The sequence below is a fragment of the Kribbella sp. NPDC056951 genome, from assembly GCF_042674205.1.
Classification (GTDB): domain Bacteria; phylum Actinomycetota; class Actinomycetes; order Propionibacteriales; family Kribbellaceae; genus Kribbella; species Kribbella yunnanensis.
Window position 1 is genome coordinate 56,554 of record NZ_JBHUQZ010000007.1, and the last position, 17,540, is coordinate 74,093.

Annotated in this window: 12 protein-coding genes; 4 read left to right on the top strand and 8 right to left on the bottom strand. The window is 66.4% G+C overall.

The genetic code is table 11. The features are described 5' to 3' along the window. Positions 1-32: 32 nt before the first annotated feature. Positions 33-1,043, bottom strand: coding sequence for a LacI family DNA-binding transcriptional regulator (locus ACFTSF_RS26100; protein ID WP_380156377.1), 1,011 nt, complete (start codon positions 1,041-1,043; stop codon positions 33-35). A 263-nt stretch (positions 1,044-1,306) separates the two neighbouring features. Between ACFTSF_RS26100 and ACFTSF_RS26105 the strand changes: the two genes are divergently transcribed. Next, entirely contained in the window at positions 1,307-5,851 is a 4,545-nt protein-coding gene (locus tag ACFTSF_RS26105; protein ID WP_380156378.1) for a GDSL-type esterase/lipase family protein, read from the top strand. 1,025 nt (positions 5,852-6,876) lie between these two features. Here the strand turns inward: ACFTSF_RS26105 and ACFTSF_RS26110 are convergent. After that, positions 6,877-8,352, bottom strand: a complete 1,476-nt coding sequence (locus ACFTSF_RS26110; RefSeq protein WP_380156380.1) for a glycoside hydrolase — start codon at positions 8,350-8,352, stop codon at positions 6,877-6,879. Between the two features lie 194 nt (positions 8,353-8,546). Here ACFTSF_RS26110 and ACFTSF_RS26115 point away from each other — a divergent pair, with 194 nt between their 5' ends. The 3 genes from ACFTSF_RS26115 to ACFTSF_RS26125 all read left to right on the top strand — a co-directional run bounded on the left by ACFTSF_RS26115 (position 8,547) and on the right by ACFTSF_RS26125 (position 10,873). After that, positions 8,547-9,389 (top strand): SAM-dependent methyltransferase, encoded by an 843-nt coding sequence (locus ACFTSF_RS26115; RefSeq protein ID WP_344158955.1) that lies wholly within the window; start codon positions 8,547-8,549, stop codon positions 9,387-9,389. A gap of 41 nt (positions 9,390-9,430) precedes the next feature. Next, positions 9,431-10,261 (top strand): alpha/beta hydrolase fold domain-containing protein, encoded by an 831-nt coding sequence (locus ACFTSF_RS26120; RefSeq protein ID WP_380156382.1) that lies wholly within the window; start codon positions 9,431-9,433, stop codon positions 10,259-10,261. A gap of 138 nt (positions 10,262-10,399) precedes the next feature. Beyond that, positions 10,400-10,873, top strand: coding sequence for a hypothetical protein (locus ACFTSF_RS26125; RefSeq protein WP_380156384.1), 474 nt, complete (start codon positions 10,400-10,402; stop codon positions 10,871-10,873). Positions 10,874-10,883: 10 nt separating this feature from the next. Here the strand turns inward: ACFTSF_RS26125 and ACFTSF_RS26130 are convergent, their stop codons facing one another. The 6 genes from ACFTSF_RS26130 to ACFTSF_RS26155 all read right to left on the bottom strand — a co-directional run bounded on the left by ACFTSF_RS26130 (position 10,884) and on the right by ACFTSF_RS26155 (position 17,521). Beyond that, positions 10,884-11,849, bottom strand: coding sequence for an arabinan endo-1,5-alpha-L-arabinosidase (locus ACFTSF_RS26130; RefSeq protein WP_380156386.1), 966 nt, complete (start codon positions 11,847-11,849; stop codon positions 10,884-10,886). 34 nt (positions 11,850-11,883) lie between these two features. After that, a complete protein-coding gene (locus tag ACFTSF_RS26135; protein ID WP_380156387.1) occupies positions 11,884-13,383 on the bottom strand; it encodes an alpha-N-arabinofuranosidase in 1,500 nt (499 codons plus the stop codon). Positions 13,384-13,417: 34 nt separating this feature from the next. Continuing rightward, positions 13,418-14,245, bottom strand: a complete 828-nt coding sequence (locus tag ACFTSF_RS26140) for a carbohydrate ABC transporter permease (RefSeq protein WP_344158961.1) — start codon at positions 14,243-14,245, stop codon at positions 13,418-13,420. After that, positions 14,242-15,129 (bottom strand): sugar ABC transporter permease, encoded by an 888-nt coding sequence (locus ACFTSF_RS26145; protein WP_344158963.1) that lies wholly within the window; start codon positions 15,127-15,129, stop codon positions 14,242-14,244. The genes ACFTSF_RS26140 and ACFTSF_RS26145 overlap by 4 nt, the downstream gene beginning before the upstream one ends. 9 nt (positions 15,130-15,138) lie before the next feature. Next, positions 15,139-16,434, bottom strand: a complete 1,296-nt coding sequence (locus tag ACFTSF_RS26150; RefSeq protein WP_380156390.1) for an extracellular solute-binding protein — start codon at positions 16,432-16,434, stop codon at positions 15,139-15,141. Between the two features lie 82 nt (positions 16,435-16,516). Then, on the bottom strand, positions 16,517-17,521 hold the full coding sequence (locus ACFTSF_RS26155) for a LacI family DNA-binding transcriptional regulator (RefSeq protein WP_380156391.1): 1,005 nt from the start codon (positions 17,519-17,521) through the stop codon (positions 16,517-16,519). Between the last annotated feature and the right edge of the window lie 19 nt (positions 17,522-17,540).

Genomic DNA, 17,540 nt, shown 5'->3' on the forward strand with positions numbered 1-17,540 from the left:
GCGCTTGTCGGAGACTGGTCGAGGGGCTGAGATCAGCGGTTGACGGCGCTGGAGGCGCGGACGATCAGGTCCGGCTGGAAGATCACCTGACGATGGCGGTGGCTGTCGGCAGCCTCCACCTCTTCCTGCAGCAGCTCCATCGCCGACCGGCCGAGCAGCTCGGCGGGCTGACGCACCGACGACAGCGGTACGGCGGCCGCCCGCGCGAAGTCGATGTCGTCGTACCCGACGATCGCCATGTCGTCCGGCACCCGCAGTCCGGCGGCTGCCATCGCCTGCAGGAATCCCAGCGCCAGCAGGTCGTTGGCCAGGAATGCGGCGGTCGGTCGCGACTTCTTGGGTAGCGCGGCGAGCTGCTCGCCGATCACCCGGCCTTCCGTCACACCCATCACGTCGACCTCGTGGTACTCGAGCTCCACGTCACTGGCCTGCTCGACGACGGCTGTGATCCCGGCCATCCGGTCGGCGACCTGCTGTACGCCGAAAGGCCCGCCGATGAAGGCGATCCGGCGATGGCCGGTCTCGATCAGGTGCTTGCCGGCCAACCGCCCGCCGAGCTGGTCGTCGACACTCACCGAGCAGAGCCCGCTCTCCGCCGTACGGTCGACCAGGACCACCGGCGTACCGCGATCGACGATGGCCGTCAGCCGGGGATCGTTGCTGTCGAACGGCGTGATCAGGATGCCGAGGACGCGCTGCTGCTCGAGTTGGTCCAGGTGATGACCTTCGCGGACCCGGTCGGTCTTGCTGTTGCAGAGCATCACCATCGTGTCGTGCGCGTAGGCGAGCGCCTCCGCGCCCTCGGCGATCGCGGTGAAGAACGGGTTGGCGACGTCGAAGACGATCAGCCCGACCGTCCGGCTGCGGCCGGCCCGGAGGTGCCGGGCCGCCTCGTTGCGGACAAAACCGAGGGCCTGGATGCTGTCCTGCACGCGTTGTCGGGTGGTCGCCGCAACGATCCAAGGCCGGTTCAGGACGTTGCTGACGGTCCCTACCGAGACCCCTGCCCGCTGGGCGACTTCTTTGATGCTGGGCGTCGCCATCGTCCTCCGTCCGGTGTGCGCGGCAGTTTACAAGGGTGGCTGCGAACCGCCCTGCTGTGCTCGTCCTCTTCGACTGTTCACGTTCACAGGTTTCGCGATCAGGTCTTGTCAGGTTCGTGAACATGCGCTTTCATCATGGTGATCGCGCGATGCCACAGAGTGTTCACGCTCACAGTCGTTGCCGCTGCGTCCGCCTTTCGCCCCCTGCCGGACCGCGCTACGACCGCTTTTTCCTTCGCCCATTGAGGAAGAGGTACCGCCCCATGTCCAGCCTCCGAACAGTGCTCCTCGCCTCGGCACTGACCATCGCTTCCGTGACCCCGCTACCGGCGGCCGCGCAGCCGTCCGCCCAACCGTCGGCCCTGCCCGCCGGCTGCTCGGGAACAGCGCCGATCCAGTGTCATTTCGACGTTGCTCCTGGCAACTATGACGTCACAGTCGATCTCGGCAGCCCGACCCGAGCTGCCACCACCGGTATGTCGGTGGAAGCCCGCAGACAGGTGTTGCCGGCCGTCTCGACCCGCGCGGGCCAAGTGGTCCGCAGTACCGCCACAGTCAACGTCCGGATCCCGGAAGGACAGCCGACCGGCCAAGGCGGAACCGGCACACCGGGCCTGAGCATCACCTTCGACGGCAGTGCGCCGGCGATCGGTGCGCTGACGGTCAAGCCGGCCGCCGCACCGCTGGTCGCCTACCTCGCCGGCGACTCGACCGTCTGCGACCAGCCGGGCGCGCCTTATGCCGGTTGGGGACAGCTCCTGCCAACCCGCATCCGCAATGGTGCGGTCGTCGCGAACTACGGGGATTCCGGCGAGAGCTCCGGCAGTTTCCTCGCCAACTCCGCGCTGTTTCCCACGATGAAACCGCTGATCAAGAGCAAGGATCTGGTCTTCATCCAGTTCGGGCACAACGACAAGGACACCACCGCGACGGCCTTTCGAGACAACCTCACGAAGCTGGTCAACGGCGTACGCGAACGTGGCGGCACGCCGGTCCTGATGACACCGCCGGTACGACGGTTGTTCAGCGGCAACACGCTGACCCCGACCGCGTTGCACGTGAATGGTCGCGGTGTGGACCTGCCCGCGGTGATCCGGGCGCTCGGTCAGAGCGCGAACGTTGCGGTGATCGATTTGACCGCCAAGAGCAAGGCGTTGGTGGAGTCGCTCGGACCGACGGCCTCGCAGCAACTGTTCCTCACCAAGGAAGCCAACGACAACACGCACTTCTCCACGTACGGCGCTACGCAGATGGCGGACCTGGTCGTCCAGGGTATTCGCGAGCGCAACCTGTCGCTGACAGGGTTCCTGCGCCCGAGTGCTTCTGCTGAGTCCGAGACGCTCGACCGAGGTGTGATCAGTGTGCACACGGCGAAGGGCAACCGCGTCAGCTGGCGGTTGCTCGCGGAAGACCCTGCGGATGTGGCGTACAACGTCTATCGCGATGGCACCAAGGTGAACACCACGCCGGTCACGGGCCCGACGAGTTTCGTGGACGCGGAAGGAACGGCTGACGCGAAGTACGTCGTACGGGCTGTTGCCGATGGGGTCGAGCGGCAGGCGAAGTTTGCCGCCGAGGAGTCGCTGTCGTTGGACAGCGTCAACGGTGCGAACGCGAGCAGCCGGGATGTGCCTTTGCAGATCCCGGCCGGTGGTACGACGCCGTCGGGCGAGGCCTACACCTACACGGCCAACGACACGAGTGTCGGTGATCTGGACGGGGACGGGCAGTACGAGTTGGTGGTGAAGTGGGATCCGACGAACGCGAAGGACAACTCGCAGTCGGGGTACACCGGCAACGTCTACCTGGACGCGTACAAGCTGAACGGGACGCGGTTGTGGCGGATCGATCTCGGCCGGAACATCCGGGCGGGTGCGCACTATACGCAGTTCCAGGTCTTCGACTACGACGGTGACGGCCGTGCCGAGGTGGCGGTGAAGACCGCGGACGGCACCCGATCCGGTACCGGGCAGGTGATCGGGAATGCGAGTGCCGACCACCGCAACTCGTCCGGTTACATCCTGGCCGGGCCGGAGTTCCTGTCGGTGTTCCGCGGGACCGATGGCGCCGTACTGGCGACTGCCAACTACCAACCCCCGCGCGGCACTGTGTCGTCCTGGGGCGACAACTACGGCAACCGGGTCGACCGCTTCCTGGCCGGTACGGCGTACTTGGATGGCTCGCGGCCGAGCATCATCATGGCGCGTGGCTACTACACGCGTTCCGTCATCACCGCGTGGGATTTCCGCAACGGGGCATTGACGCAGCGCTGGATCTTCGACTCGAACTCGGCCGGAAGTCAGTGGACCGGGAAGGGTAATCACCAGCTCTCCATCGCGGATGTGGATGCCGACGGTCGCGACGAGGTGCTCTACGGGTCGATGGCGATCGACGACAACGGCCGCGGGTTGTGGCAGAACAGCACTCATCACGGCGACGCGTATCACGTCAGCGACTTCATCCCGTCCCGTCCTGGGTTGGAGGTGTTCAAGCCGTCGGAGTCGACCAGTGAAGTGGCGCATTGGATGGGTGATGCGCGGACCGGGCAGATTATTTGGAGTGCGCCGTCCTGTGGATGTGACAACGGGCGGGCGGTCGCGGCGGACATCTGGGCCGGCAATCGCGGCGCGGAGGCCTGGTCGGCGGCGGTCGGCGGACTGCGCAGTGCCACCAACGGGAGTGAGGTCGCGGCGCGCAAGCCGGGGTCGATCAACTTCGTGATCTGGTGGGACGGTGACGCGCAACGCGAGCTGCTCGACGGCACACATATCGACAAGTACGGAACGAGTGGGGACACCCGGCTGCTGACCGGCTCGGGGGTGTCGTCGAACAACGGGACGAAGTCGACGCCTGCGCTGTCGGCCGACATCCTCGGCGACTGGCGCGAGGAAGTGATCTGGCGGACGTCGGACAACCGCGCGCTGCGGATCTACTCGACGACGGACAGTACGTCGATCAGTCGGCCGTCGCTGATGCAGGACCGCCAGTACCGGGTGGCCGTGGCTTGGCAGAACACCGGGTACAACCAGCCGCCGCACCCCAGCTTCGCGATCGACAACACGGCCGTCGCCGCTGCTGTTCCGGCCGGGACCGGGGCGCCGAATGACGCGAACATTCAGTACTACGGTCGCTGGAATCGCGCTAACTCGTCGTACTACTCGATGGGTTGGGCCGGCGGGTATCTCGAGGCGGGGTTCACTGGGACCTCGATTGGAGTGCGGCAGCGCAACACCATCGACCTGTACTACTCGATCGACGGGAAGCCGCTGCAGTGGCGGCGCAATGTCTCCGGGACTGTCACTCTCGCGACCGGGTTGTCGAGCGGTTCGCATCGGGTTCGGATCGGGTATCGGGAGCGGGCCGGTTCGTACACGGGTGATCCGGTCTTCGGCGGTCTCGTGCTGGGCGGTGGTGGGCAGACGACCGCGATCAGCCGGCCGCAGAAGCTGGTCGAATTCATCGGTGACTCGATCACTGTCGGGCAGCCGAATGGCAATCGCCCGTTCACGGCTTACCCGTGGCTCACCGGGGAGGCGCTGAAGGCCGGTCACACGCAGGTCGCGCAAGGTGGTGCCTGCCTGGTCAACCAGGACTGCTACGGGATGGTCGACTGGTTCCGCCGGTCCTCGGCCGCGGCAACCACCGATGACTGGAACTTCTCGACGTACCAGGCCTCGGCGGTGGTGATCAACCTGGGCACCAACGATGCCGGGCGAAGTATTCCGGCCGCCACGTTCCAGCAGAACTACGTGACCATGCTCGAACGCGTACGGCGCGCCTACCCGTCCGCGCAGATCTTCGCGATGGGCACCTTCCGCAACCGCTACGTACCGGAGACCCGCAACGCGGTGGCGGCTCGCACCGCGGCCGGGGACACCCGAGTCCGCTTCGTCGACACCACGGGGTGGATCAACCCGGCCACGGACACCAGCGACAACGTCCACCCCACCGAAGCAGGCCACGCAAAGATCGCCCAACGCCTCACCTCCGTCCTAGCAGCCAGTACGGCGAGCGCCGCGGCGCCGGCGACCGCGAACCCCTGCGCGTCATCGCCCACCACTTCATCGGCGGGACCGGCCGCGCAGACCCCCATCACGGTCTGGCTCGCGGGTGACTCCACGATGGCCGCGCCCTCCAGCGGCACGACGTGTCCGGCCGGGTGGGGATCTCAGGTCGCCCCCTACTTCAACTCCAACGTGACCATCCGGAACAGCGCCGTCGGCGGACGCAGTATCCAGACCTGGCTGTACGAGGGCAACGTCACGGGGACGAAGAACTCGGCCGGTGAGTGTGTCCTCAGTTCGAACACCTATTCATCGCGCTGGCAGGCGATGCTCAACTCGACGACCGGTATGAAGGCCGGCGACTACCTACTCATCCAGTTCGGCATCAACGACGGCGACCCCAACTGCCCACGGCACGTCGGCTCGGCCCGCTACCGCGAACTGCTCGGCGTGATGGCCGCCGCGGCCAAGGCCCGTGGCGCAAAGCCTGTCTTCTTGACCCCGGTCTCTGCGATCAGGTGCTCGGGCAGTACGGCAGTCGGCACCCGCGGTTTCATCAGCGAGACGAACGCCGCCGCGAGCGCCAACCAGGTGCCGGTCATCGACCTCCATCGCCTGAGCTACACGCTCTACAACACCCTGAAGTTCTGTCCGAACAACGGCGACTACAACTCAGGCCCGGTCGGTGCCTTCTTCTGCAAGGACCACACCCACTTCGAACCCGCCGGCGCCCGTCAAATCGCCGGCGTGGTTACCAAGGCAGTCCGAGACCAGCAGATCCCCCTATCGGCGTACCTGAAGTAGCCGCTCAGCAGTAAGCCCGAGCTGGCCTGTCGAGCTGGGGGGTTGCCCACTGAAAATCTCGGTGGGCAACCCCCCAGCTGAGGGGGCAACCCCCAAGGCCGGTGACTTAACGCGGCTCGGGTGGTGTCAACCGGGCCCGTCGTGATCCAGCTCCCAAACCGGTTGGGGAGGATCGGCACCACGTGTCCAGAACGGTGGGGAGTCCTACCACCCGACTCGGTGGGGTAGCGCTCCCCAACGCCGCCGGACAGCACCGCAGGTAACGCGACCCCGAACCGCCTGACGAACCGGCTTCGGGGTCAGCCCCAGGGCCGGTCGGTTGAGGCTTTCCACACGTGCCGGTACGGCGTTGTGCACGGTTCAACCATGCGCGCGGGTTGGAAGTGGTTGAGGGGTGCTCAAGGTGACTCCTGCCGCACGATCTCGGGTCCCTGGGGATGGTTAGCGCGTTAGGTGGTAATAGACCGGCGACGACCCGAAAAACTCACTTGTAACGCAGAACTCCATCACGCACCTCAGCCACCGCCCGTCCGTCCCAGACGACGTGGAACCGCGGTCGCCGGGCCTCGCCATCCCGCTCAGCCAACTGCTTGGCCCGCCTCGCGCTTTCAGTCGGCCGCCCTTGGCGGTCGAGTGGGTTGAGGTCCGAAAGGACTCGGCCGGGGACGTGCGCTGTGGCTTGTCACCGCTCCCGGCCGACTCTAAAAGACAGGGTGGCCGGGCGCCGCGGTGGCTGGGGGTGGATGGCGAGGCTGGTGACCGAGGCTCCACGTTGCCTTGGGTTGCCGGGCTGTGGTTGCGGTGCGGAACGAGGCCGACAATCGGCTGACCCGACCCTCTCACCCGCACGCACGCAGGTGCGGTCCGGCCACACCGAACGTCCGACGATCCGGAGACCGGGCCTGCGGGTTTCTTCGGACGTTGTGGTGGAGTTGGGATCCGCAGAGGCCTAACGTCCGATGGTTCGGAGGCGGGTCCTCCGGTTTCGGACGTTAGCTCAGCGACGGATTTGATGTTCGGAGGAGTCAGCGGGTGACGCCGTCGATCTGGATTGTCTGTACGGCGCCTGCTGCGAAGGGCACCTGAACGAGTTCCCCGCTGACAGTCAGGTCCTGGCGACGCGTGTACCGGTCGCCAGAGCCTGAGGTCAGCGTGGACCAGCGAGTGGCTGTGCCGTTCGGTGCCGTGCCGAACGGCGACAGGTCGAAGGTGAGGTTCTGTGCGGCTCCGTTGTTCGCGGCAACGATCACCAGGCGTCGCGCCGCCGCATCATGAGCCGCCACGGCGTAGTCGACTCCGGTGTTGATGATCCGCATGCCAGGGCGGATGTGCCGGGTGAACTGGGCGACGACGTACAGCTTGGTCTCGACTGCACCTGCCTGGCCGGAGTTTCCGTCGTACCGGAGCAGGCCCCAGCCGGCGGTCGGGTCCATCACCTGCCAGTAGCACCAGGCGGACGGCTTGAGCCACCGGAAGTCCATCAGCAGGCAGAGGGCGGTCATCATGCCGGTGCCGTCGGAGTCACCGTGCTCGGAGTTCCACAGCACCTTGCCCGATGCCCGGACCTCGTTGCCCAGCAGATCGCGACGTCCGCTCAGGCCCTCGTAACCGTGCACGTTGACCTGTTGGACCCGGCCCTTGGTGGCCGAGTCGAAGCTGCTCCACGTCGTCCGGGCCAGGTCATAGTTCGTCTCGTCGGAGGCGGAGATTCCGACATTGCTGAGGCCGACCCGGTCGAGTTCGGTCCGCAGGTTGGTGATGACGCTGCGCTGGGTCGTGGCGTCGATGTGGCAGCCCTCCTGGCCGCCGTCGGCCTTCCACCAGCCGGATGACGGCTCGTTGAACGGGTCCACGGTCCGGAAGTTCACACCCCACTGATCGCGGGCGCGACGGGCGGTCGTCGCCAGATGCAGTGCGTGCTGGCGGTGGTTCCACGACTGGAGGTTGTTGCCGCCGTCCGGGGCGCCGGACGGGTTGTGGTTCGAGCACATCCACCACATCGGCGAGTTCGCGAACAGCTCGCTGATCGCGCCACGCTGGGTCGCCTTGGACAGCATCGCCCGCTGCTTGGCGTCGGCGTTCCAGTTCCACGCCGCGGACGCCGGGTCCTCGTTGCTCCAGTCCTGCCAGAATCCCTCGATCTGCTTGAACCGCGGGATGTTGGGCGAGACCGCCATCCGCTCACTGCCGACGGCGTTCCAGCTGCACGCACCGAGGTTGTAGCGGGCGATGTTCATCCCGAGACCCGGCAGCGAGGCGCCGTTGTAGCTCACCGTCTTGGTGGTGAAGAAGAGGTCGGCGAAGTCATCCCGGTCGCCGAAGACATTCGCCCACCAGGCCAGCGAGGTTCCCCACCCCTCCCAGCCCCCCTGATCGGCGGCCGGATCGACGCGCACGGTCGCATCGGCGCGCGCCGTACCGGTGCTGAGCACCGCGGACGCAGCGGTGACGCCGGCCGCGGCGAGTAGTGTCCGGCGGTGGATGTTCACAGGTGAGTCCATGGGGCGGTCTCCTCGCTGAGAGTGGCTTGGGGTCATCGCAGTGGGCGTCCGGCCCCGAAGCAATACTCCGAACACAGACGACCACAATCGACCGACATGTATCTGCCTCGTCAAGGAATTGTGGGCTGTGGTTACAGGGTGATGCACGTTCGCTACGATGCGGGTTACTGCACGGGCGGCGTCGAGGAGTTTGTATGAGTGACCACAGCGATGACACCGAAGTCGACATGGTGGAACGGCTCAATCTGAGTGTTCCGCACAGTGCGCGGGTCTATGACTACTTCCTGGGTGGCAAGACGAACTTCGCGCCGGACCGCGCGGTCGCCGAGCACCTGCTCGAGGCCTTCCCCGGGTTCCGGACCGCGGCGCAGTCGAACCGGATGTGGATGCACCGAGCGGCCCGGTACGTCGCCGAGCAGGGCATCACGCAGTTCCTCGACATCGGTACCGGGATCCCGACCAGCCCGAACCTGCACGAGGTTGTGCAAGAGGTCGTGCCGGAGGCCCACGTCGTGTACGTCGACAACGACCCGATCGTGCTCGCCCACTCCCGCGCGCTGCTGGTCAGCACGCGGGAAGGCCGCACGGCGTACCTCGAAGCCGACATCTCCGACCCGCAGGCGATCCTCGACTCCGACGAGGTCCGCGACGTCCTCGACCTGAGCAAGCCGGTCGCCCTGAGCATCGTCGGCGTCTTCCACTACCTCCCCGACGACGCCAAGCCCTACGAGCTCCTCCAGCAGTTGGTCGACGCTCTGGCCCCCGGCTCCTACCTGCTCTTCTCCCACTGCACCCCGGACTTCGCCCCCGAGATGTGGGAACAAGCCATCCAGGTCTACAAGGCCGACGGCGGCGACGCCCAGGTCCGCAGCCGCGAAGAGATCGCCCGCTTCTTCACCGGCCTGGAACTCGTCGACCCCGGCGTAGAGGTCCCCTACCGCTGGCACCCCGACGCCGAAACCGACCGCCTGGTCGAGAACGACACCTTCAACGACATCAGCTGCAGCCTCTGGGTAGGCGTAGCCAAAAAGCCGTAACAGCCTGACATCAACTGGCCGAGCGGGCATACCCTCCACCCATGCTCGTCTCGGCCAGTGCTGGACCGCACCAGTTCGAGGTCGTTCCCGCGCTCCGCTATCGGCGGCATCTGGATCGCCCACCGTGGGAGTCCGACCTCCATCTCGATCTGCTCGTTCCGCGCGGAGCAGGTCGCACGCCGCTCGCCGTCTACTTCCACGGTGGAGGATGGCAGTCGGGCGGTCGCGAGCTCGCGATGTACCCGTGGATCAGCCCGCTGCTCGCCGCCAACGGCATCGCCGCGGCCAGTGTCAGCTATCGACTGACAACCACCGATCCGTTCCCGGCCCAGCTCGACGATGCCCAAGCCGCAGTCCGCTGGCTGCGCACTCACGCCGGCAGCTACAACATCGACCCCGATCGGATGGCAGTCTGGGGAGACTCCGCCGGAGGGCACCTCGCGCTTCTGCTCGCCACGCGGCCCAATCCCGCCGTACAGGCTGTTGTTGCTCGCTGCGCACCCACCGACTTCCGCACCTGGCACCTGACCGACGAGAACGACCCCGGCTCGGTCTTCCATGACCTGTTCGGCGGACCCAACACCACCAACAGCCAGCTCCGAGCCGCGGCGAGCCCTGCCCACCACCTCCACCTGGTCGACTCGACCTTGCCACCGATCCTCCTGTGCCACGGCGACCGCGACGAGACCGTCCCGTACCGCCAGAGCGTCGATTTCGCCGACCAGGTCCGTTCCCTCGGCGGCGACATCACGCTCCGCACCGTCCACGGTGGACACCACAACCTGACCGACGACGCGCACGCCCCGTGGACCGACCAGCCCTGGGAACAGCTCGGCCACGAGGCCCTGCACTTCTTCCAACGTCACCTGTAGCGGGACCGCCGTAGCACCGGACTGGGCTGTTGAGCGCGAATTGTGCATGGGGCGTCGGCTTGTGCACAGAGGCGTCGCGGCGGTCGCGATGGCGGTGAGGCTGGTGGGGTCGTCATTGTCGAACCGGTGGGAGTCTCCATGAAGAAGGTGCCCCGGCTGCTTGTCGGCCTAGCGATTCTGATGGCGGGGCTCAGCCCGCTGTCTGCCGATGCCAAGACCACTGCAACCTGCAGTGGAACCGGCTGTAACAACAAGGATCCGTATGCGACCGGCTGCAATGTCGGTGCGAGTCCGATCCACGACTTCTATCCGCCCGGCGGTGGCCGCTTCCGGATGTTCTACTCCGGCACTTGCGGGACCAACTGGATTCAGTGGGACGGTGCAGCTGTCTGCACGTGGAAGCGGGTGCAGTCGCCGTACGGGAGCTGGACCCAGTGGGAGAAGGATCACGCGACCTGGTCGTACTCGATGCAGATCTACGCGCCCGGCAACTCGTGGGTCCAGGTCGAGTGGGCCGTTGGCAGCCTCGCCTACGGCAACGGCACCTGCGAGGCCGGGGCCTGGGACTACGCCCACGCTGTCGGCAAGCACGGCTGGTACACCGTGACGTAATACCCAGTCTTCAGCTGACCACGGGCCAGGCGGCGCTGTCCCAGGTGAGCCAGTTGATGCCTAGGAGGGGTGTGCCGTCGTTGGCGTAGTAGTGGTAGACGAGGATGTCGTGGTCGGTGTCGGGGAAGACGTCTTGGTGGCCGGGGCCGTGGATGGTGTCGTGGGAGGCGAGGATTTGGGTGCCGCCTCCCGCGTTCAGGTCGGTGCCGTTGCGGTCGCGGTAGGGGCCGGTGACTGTGGTGGAGCGGCCGACCATGACGCGGTAGGTGCTGTCGGCGCCGCGGCAGCAGTAGTCGAAGGACACGAAGAGGTAGTAGTAGCTGCCTCGTTTGATGATGTTCGGGGCTTCGATCGGGCCGCCGTTGCGGCCGGCGAGGGCGCGCAGGGTGGAGTCGGCGCGTAGGCCGGTGGTGGGGTTGAGGGCGATCTGCTTGATGCCGGACCAGAACGAGCCGAACGAGAGCCACCAGCGACCCTGGTCGTCGACGACGAGGTCAGGGTCGATGGCGTTGTAGTTGTCGGTGGTGCGGGATTCGACGACCAGGCCGCGATTTGTCCAGGTGCCGGAGTTGCCGGTGGGGCTGGTGGCGAGGAAGATCGCTGAGCGGTTGGAGCCGAAGGTGGAGGCTGAGTAGTACAGGTAGTACTGGCCGTTGCGGTAGGAGATGTCGGGCGCCCACAGGTGCGGGCTGCCGTTGGTGTAGGCGGTTGTCCAGGGGGCGCCGCCCGGGAAGACCGAGCCGGCGTTGCGGAAGGCCGTTCTGTCGGTGGATGTCTTCAGCGAGATGTTGTCACCGGTGTGGGCGACCAGGTAGCCACCGCCTGGTCGCTTCACGACGCTCGGGTCGTGCACTCCGATATCCCCGGTGACGTGGCCGGGTCCTGGATAGGCGGCCCAGGCGTTGGGAGCCATCGCGGCGGTTACTGCAATGGCTCCGGCGAGCAAGCTGGCGAGTGGTTTCGTGAAACGACGCATGGCGTCCTCGATCCGTGGGGCGACGGGGCGGGGGTCAGACGGACAGGCTCAGGGCGCTCCAGCTGATGGCGGGCAAGGTGAGTGTCAGCTTGCCGTTCACCAGTTGGGCTGAGTCATGGTGCTGCGCGGTGACGCGGTCCGGGGCGACCGCGGAGTTGGTGGCGAGTGGGTCCTCGTCGTGGATGATGACTGCTTCGTCGATCGAGTTGACGCCGGTCCGGCTGAGGTCGACGGTGATCTCGACGGGCCCCTCGGTGGAGCGATTGACGGCGAACAGCGACAGCCGGCCCTCGTCGTACGTCGCCACTGCGTCGACGGCCGCTACTTCGCCGTGCTTGGCCGTGGTCACCGTGGGGGAGTTGGTCTCGACCCGCAGGACCTGGCCGGCGGCGAGGCGCGAGGTGATGGCGAACGGGTGGAAGGTCGGTTGCCGCCAGGCAGCGCCGCCGGGCTCGGTCATGATCGGCGCGATCACGTTGGCCAGCTGGGCCAGACACGCGACCGCGACCCGGTCGCTGTGTCGCAGCAGCGAGATCAACAGGTTGCCGACGACAACGGCATCCGTGACGTTGTACTCGTCCTCGATGCGCCGCGGCGCGACCTCCCACTGGTCGGCCGGACCATCGGTACGGCGGGAGCGATCGCCGTACCAGACGTTCCATTCGTCGAAGGAGATGTCAATGCGTTTGCGGCTCTTGAGCTCGACACCCACGTGGTCGGCGGTCGCCGTGACGGAGTCGATGAAGTGGTCCATGTCCACGGCCGAGGCGAGGAAGGACGCGGTGTCACCGTCGTCATTGCCGTAGTAGGCGTGGCAGGAGATGTAGTCGACGAATTCGTAGGTCTCGCGCAGTACGTCGCGCTCCCAGGTACCGAACAACGGCATCTTCGACGACGACGAGCCACACGCGACGAGCTGCAGATCCGGTTCGACCATCCGCATCGCCCGAGCCGTCTCGGCCGCCAGCCGCCCGTATTCGGTCGGAGTCTTGTGCCCGACCTGCCATGGCCCGTCGAGTTCGTTGCCGAGGCACCACAACTTCACCCCGTACGGCGAGGCTCCGTGCTGCGCGCGCAGTTCGGACAACGCCGTACCGTCCGGGTGGTTCGTGTACTCGAGCAGGTCGAGTGCCTCCTGTACGCCGCGGGTACCGAGGTTGAGCGCCATCATCGGCTCCACCCCGGCCTTGGCGCACCAGCGCATGAATTCGTCCAGCCCGAACTCGTTGGTCTCGACGCTGTGCCAGGCGAGGTCGAGCCGTCGGGGCCGTTCCTCCCGCGGACCGACACCGTCCTCCCAGCGGTACCCGGAGACGAAGTTGCCGCCGGGGTAGCGAACCACCGAAGCGCCGAGCTCCCGCGTCAGCTCGAGGACGTCCTTGCGGAAGCCGTCCTCGTCGGCGGTCGCGTGGCCGGGCTCGTAGATCCCGGTGTAGACACATCGGCCCATGTGTTCGACGAAGGTCCCGAAGGTCCGGCGGTTCACCGGGGCGATCGCGAAGGCGGGATCGATGGTCAGGTGGGCAGTGCGCACCAGCTTGCTCCTGTCAGTGAAAATGTTGTAGCGGTCAGCCTTTGATGCCGGCGTCGCCGACCCCGCGGACCACCTGACGCTGGAACAGCGCGTAGACGATCAGCAGCGGCAGGCCGCCCAGCACGGCCGAGGCCATGATCTGGGCGTAACGCAGGCCGTACGAACCCTGGACGTTCGCGAGCCCGACCGGGATCGTCATCATCGACGGGTCAGTGGTCACGATGAAGGGCCACAGAAAGTTGTTCCAGGCACCGATGAAGGTGAAGATGCCGACGGCAACGAGAATCGGGCGTGACATCGGCACCATCACGCTCCAGACGATCCGCCACCGGGACGCGCCGTCGACCCGGGCCGCGTCCTCGTAGTCGCGGGAGATGCCGTCGAAGAACTTCTTCAGCACGAACACCATCACCGGTGCCACCACCTGCGGCAGCACGATGCCCCAGTAGGTGTCGACCAGCCCGAGGCCGGTCATCTCCTGGAACAGCGGCACGATCAGCACCTGCGGCGGCACCAGGATGCCGGCCACGACCAGCCCGAAGAGCACCCGTCGGCCGGGGAAGTCCGTGCGGGAGAAGCCGAATGCAGCCAGTACCGACACGAGCAGCGTCAGCACAGTGACCAGAACCGAGACCACGCTGCTGTTGACGAACCAGCGGATCAGATCACCCTGGCTGAGGATGCTGCGGTAGGCATCCACCGTCGGTGCCGCGGGCCACCACGTGATCGGCGACCGGGTGGTCTCCGGTTCCGGCTTGAGCGACGTACTGACGGCCCATAGCAGCGGAATCAGCCAGACCACGCCCAGGATCAGCGCGCCGACCGTGGTGGCGACCTTCGGGAACGTCCAGGCCGGCCTCATTCGCTGGTCTCCTTCGAGCCGGAGAACAGCTTGAACTGCAGCACGGCCACCACCACGATGATCGCGAAGAACATGTACGAGATCGCCGAGGCGTAGCCGATCCGGTAGTTGGTGAAGCCGTTCTGGTAGATGTACTGAATGATCGGCCGGGTCGCGTAGTTCGGACCGCCGTTGGTCATCAGGTAGATCTGGTCGAAGATCTTCAGCGAGGCCACCAGTTGCAGTACGGCGATCAGCGCGGTCGTCCGGCGCAGCAGCGGCAACGTGATCCGGAACAACTTCTGCCGCTCACCCGCACCGTCGATCGCCGCCGCCTCGTAGACCTGCTCCGGAATCCCTTGCAGAGCGGCCAGATAGAGCAGGAAGTTGAACCCGACCGTCCACCAGACGGTCGTGATCACCACCGCGAGCATCGCCCGGTTCTCGGTGTTCAGCCAGTCGATCTCGGCGAACCCACCGGCCGTCAGCAGTCCGTTCACCAAACCGAATCCTGGTTCGTAGATCCAGACCCAGATCAGTGTCACGACTGTGGCCGGCAGCACGAACGGAGCGAAGTACGCGAATCGCAACAGCCACCCGAGCACACCGGTGCGATTGGCCAGCAGGGCCATCACGAGCGCGATGATCACCAGCGGTGGCGTGCTCATCGCGGTGAAGATCAGCGTGTTCTTCAGCGACGACCAGACCGCGGAGTCGCTGAACATCTCGCGCCAGTTCTGCAGCCCAAGGAACTCCTGCTCAACACCCGCCAGGCTCGTGTTGAAGAAGCTGTTCCACAGCCCGGAGATGGTCGGCCACACCAGGAATACCGCGAACAGCAGCAAGAACGGGCCGACGAAGAACAACCCGGCCCAGCGTTCCCGCCAAGGCTTTTGGGAAGACATGTGTACCTCCTAGACCGGGGACGGAGTGTCGAGGAGCTTCTGGGTCGCCGCCTTGAACTGCGCGAGCGCGGCCTGGGGTGTCGTCTGTCCGGAGAAGACGCCACTGAACGCCGCACCGGCCTCGTTCTGCAGCTGCGCCCCGGAGCCGCTGAACCAGGCGTCGGGGTCGAACAGCACGTCAGGCGCGACACTGCGGTACTCCGCCTGTGGCTTGAGACTCAGGTATTCCTGGCTGGTGACCACTGGCTGGTACGCCGGGATGTGGCCGCCGACCGCCCAGTCCGTACTGTGCTTGAGCATCCACGCGATGTACTCGACCGTCGCCTTCGTGTCGGCCCGGTTCCGGTTCGCCTGGTGCGGGAGCACGAAGGTGTGCGCATCACCGGCGTACTTGGGAACGTCGTACAGGACCGGAAAGGGCGCCATGCTGAACGGCAGTTTCGCCGTCTGGTAGGTCGTCACCTCCCACTCGCCGTTGAAACTCAGGCCCGCCTCGCCGTTGCTGAACTGCGCAACCAGGGCGGCGTAGTTGGCCGATCGAGGCGTGAGCCCGTCGGCCGCGAGCTTCGCCATCAGCGACAGGGCTTCGAGCGCCTTGGCGTCGTCGAGCGCCAGGCGCTGACCGGAGTCGTCGAAGAACTTGCCTTCGAGCTGGCCGTAGAGCGTCCACCACATCCGCCAGGGGTTGGTGGTCTCGACCGAGGCGGCGAACTTGCCGGTGGTCTCCTTGACCGCCTTGAGCATGTCCAGGAAGGCGGGGATGCCTTCGACCGGTTTTAGGCGGCCGTCGGGTGCGAGCAGCCCGGCCTTCTGACAGATCTCGGTGTTGTAGTACAGAACGAACGGGTGCTGGTCGAGGGGAACGGCGTACAGGACGCCGTCGACGTGGCAGCGGTTCCAGATCTCCGGCAGGAAGTCGGACTCGCTGATGCCGGCCTCGGTCAGCAGGTCGAGCGGGATCGGGTCGAGCATGGTCGTCGGGCTGAAGCCCTTCAGCCGCGACAGGTGGAGGGTGGCCACCTCGGGCGCACGCCCGCCGGCCGCCGACATCGCGAGTTTGGTGTAGAACGGCGGTCCCCAGGCGAGCGTGTGGGCCTCGAACCGTACGTCGGGATGTTCGGCGACGTACTGCTGGTGGATCTGCTGCAGGCGGGCGCCGTCACCGCCGCCGAAGAGGTTCCATTCGCGAACGCGGGTCTTCGACTGCAGGCCGGCACAGCCGGTCAGGGACAACGCGCCGGCGCCGAGCAGACCGCCGAGTACGGCGCGGCGACGTGGGCGAGAGGGGGCGGAGCCGTCGGCCATTGCAGGGTTCCTCCGGCCTTCTACATCGGTGTACTACATCGGTGTAGAAAGGATGCACGCCAGCCCTGAGCCGGTCAAGACGTCAGCTGACGGTCGACTCGCGGACGTGCAATCGGTACGGCGCGACGAGCTCCTCGTGCTCCGAGGTGTCGCCGCCCATCCGCCGGACGAGCAGGTCGACGGCGGTCCGGGCGATGTGCACCCGGTTGGGATCGACCGTGGTCAGCGTCGGAGTGCTGTACTCGGCCTCGTCGATGTTGTCGAAGCCGGCCACCGCGATGTCGTCCGGAATCCGGAGCCCATGCGTGGTGATCGCGCGGATCGCACCCAGCGCGAGCGTGTCGTTCAAGGCCAGGACCGCGTCGAAGTCCCGCGTGCGGGAGAGCAGGTCGTTCATGGCGTCGGCTCCACTCGAGCGGTGCCACTTGCCGCCCGAGACGGCCAGGTCCTCCGGGACAGGTACGCCGTACTCCTCGTGAGCCTCGATGTACGCGCGGTGCCGGATGGCGGCGGTGCCGATCTGCTCAGTGGGTTTGCTGCCGAGCAGCGCGATCCGCCGTCGGCCCTGGTCGAGCAGGTGCTTGACCACGGCCTTGGTCCCCTCGACGTTGTCGATCATCACGTGGTCGACCGGGCCGTGAAAGATCCGTTCGCCGAGGAGCACCATCGGACTGCGGGTCGGCAGCTCGTCCACGTCTTCTTGCCCCAGCCCGAGCGGGCTGTACAGCAGACCGTCGACCAGGTGACCGCCGGGCCGGGCGAGCGCGGTCAGTTCGCGCTCGCGGTCGGCATTGGTGGTCTCGATCATCACCGTCAACCCGTGCTCACCGGCGGCTGCGATCGCCGCATCGGCGAGCTCCGCGAAGTACGGGTTGCTCAGCTCGGGCAGCACGAGGGCGATGACACCGGTCCGCCCGGACTTCAGCGTGCGAGCGGAGATGTTCACCCGGTAACCGAGATCGTCGATCGCCGCGAGCACCCTGACCCGAGTCTCTTCGCGGATGTACGGGTACCCGTTCATCACGTTCGAGACCGTCTTCGGCGAGACGCCCGCATGCCGCGCGACGTCGCGCATCGTCACCGCCACCAGCCCACCTCCTCAGGGG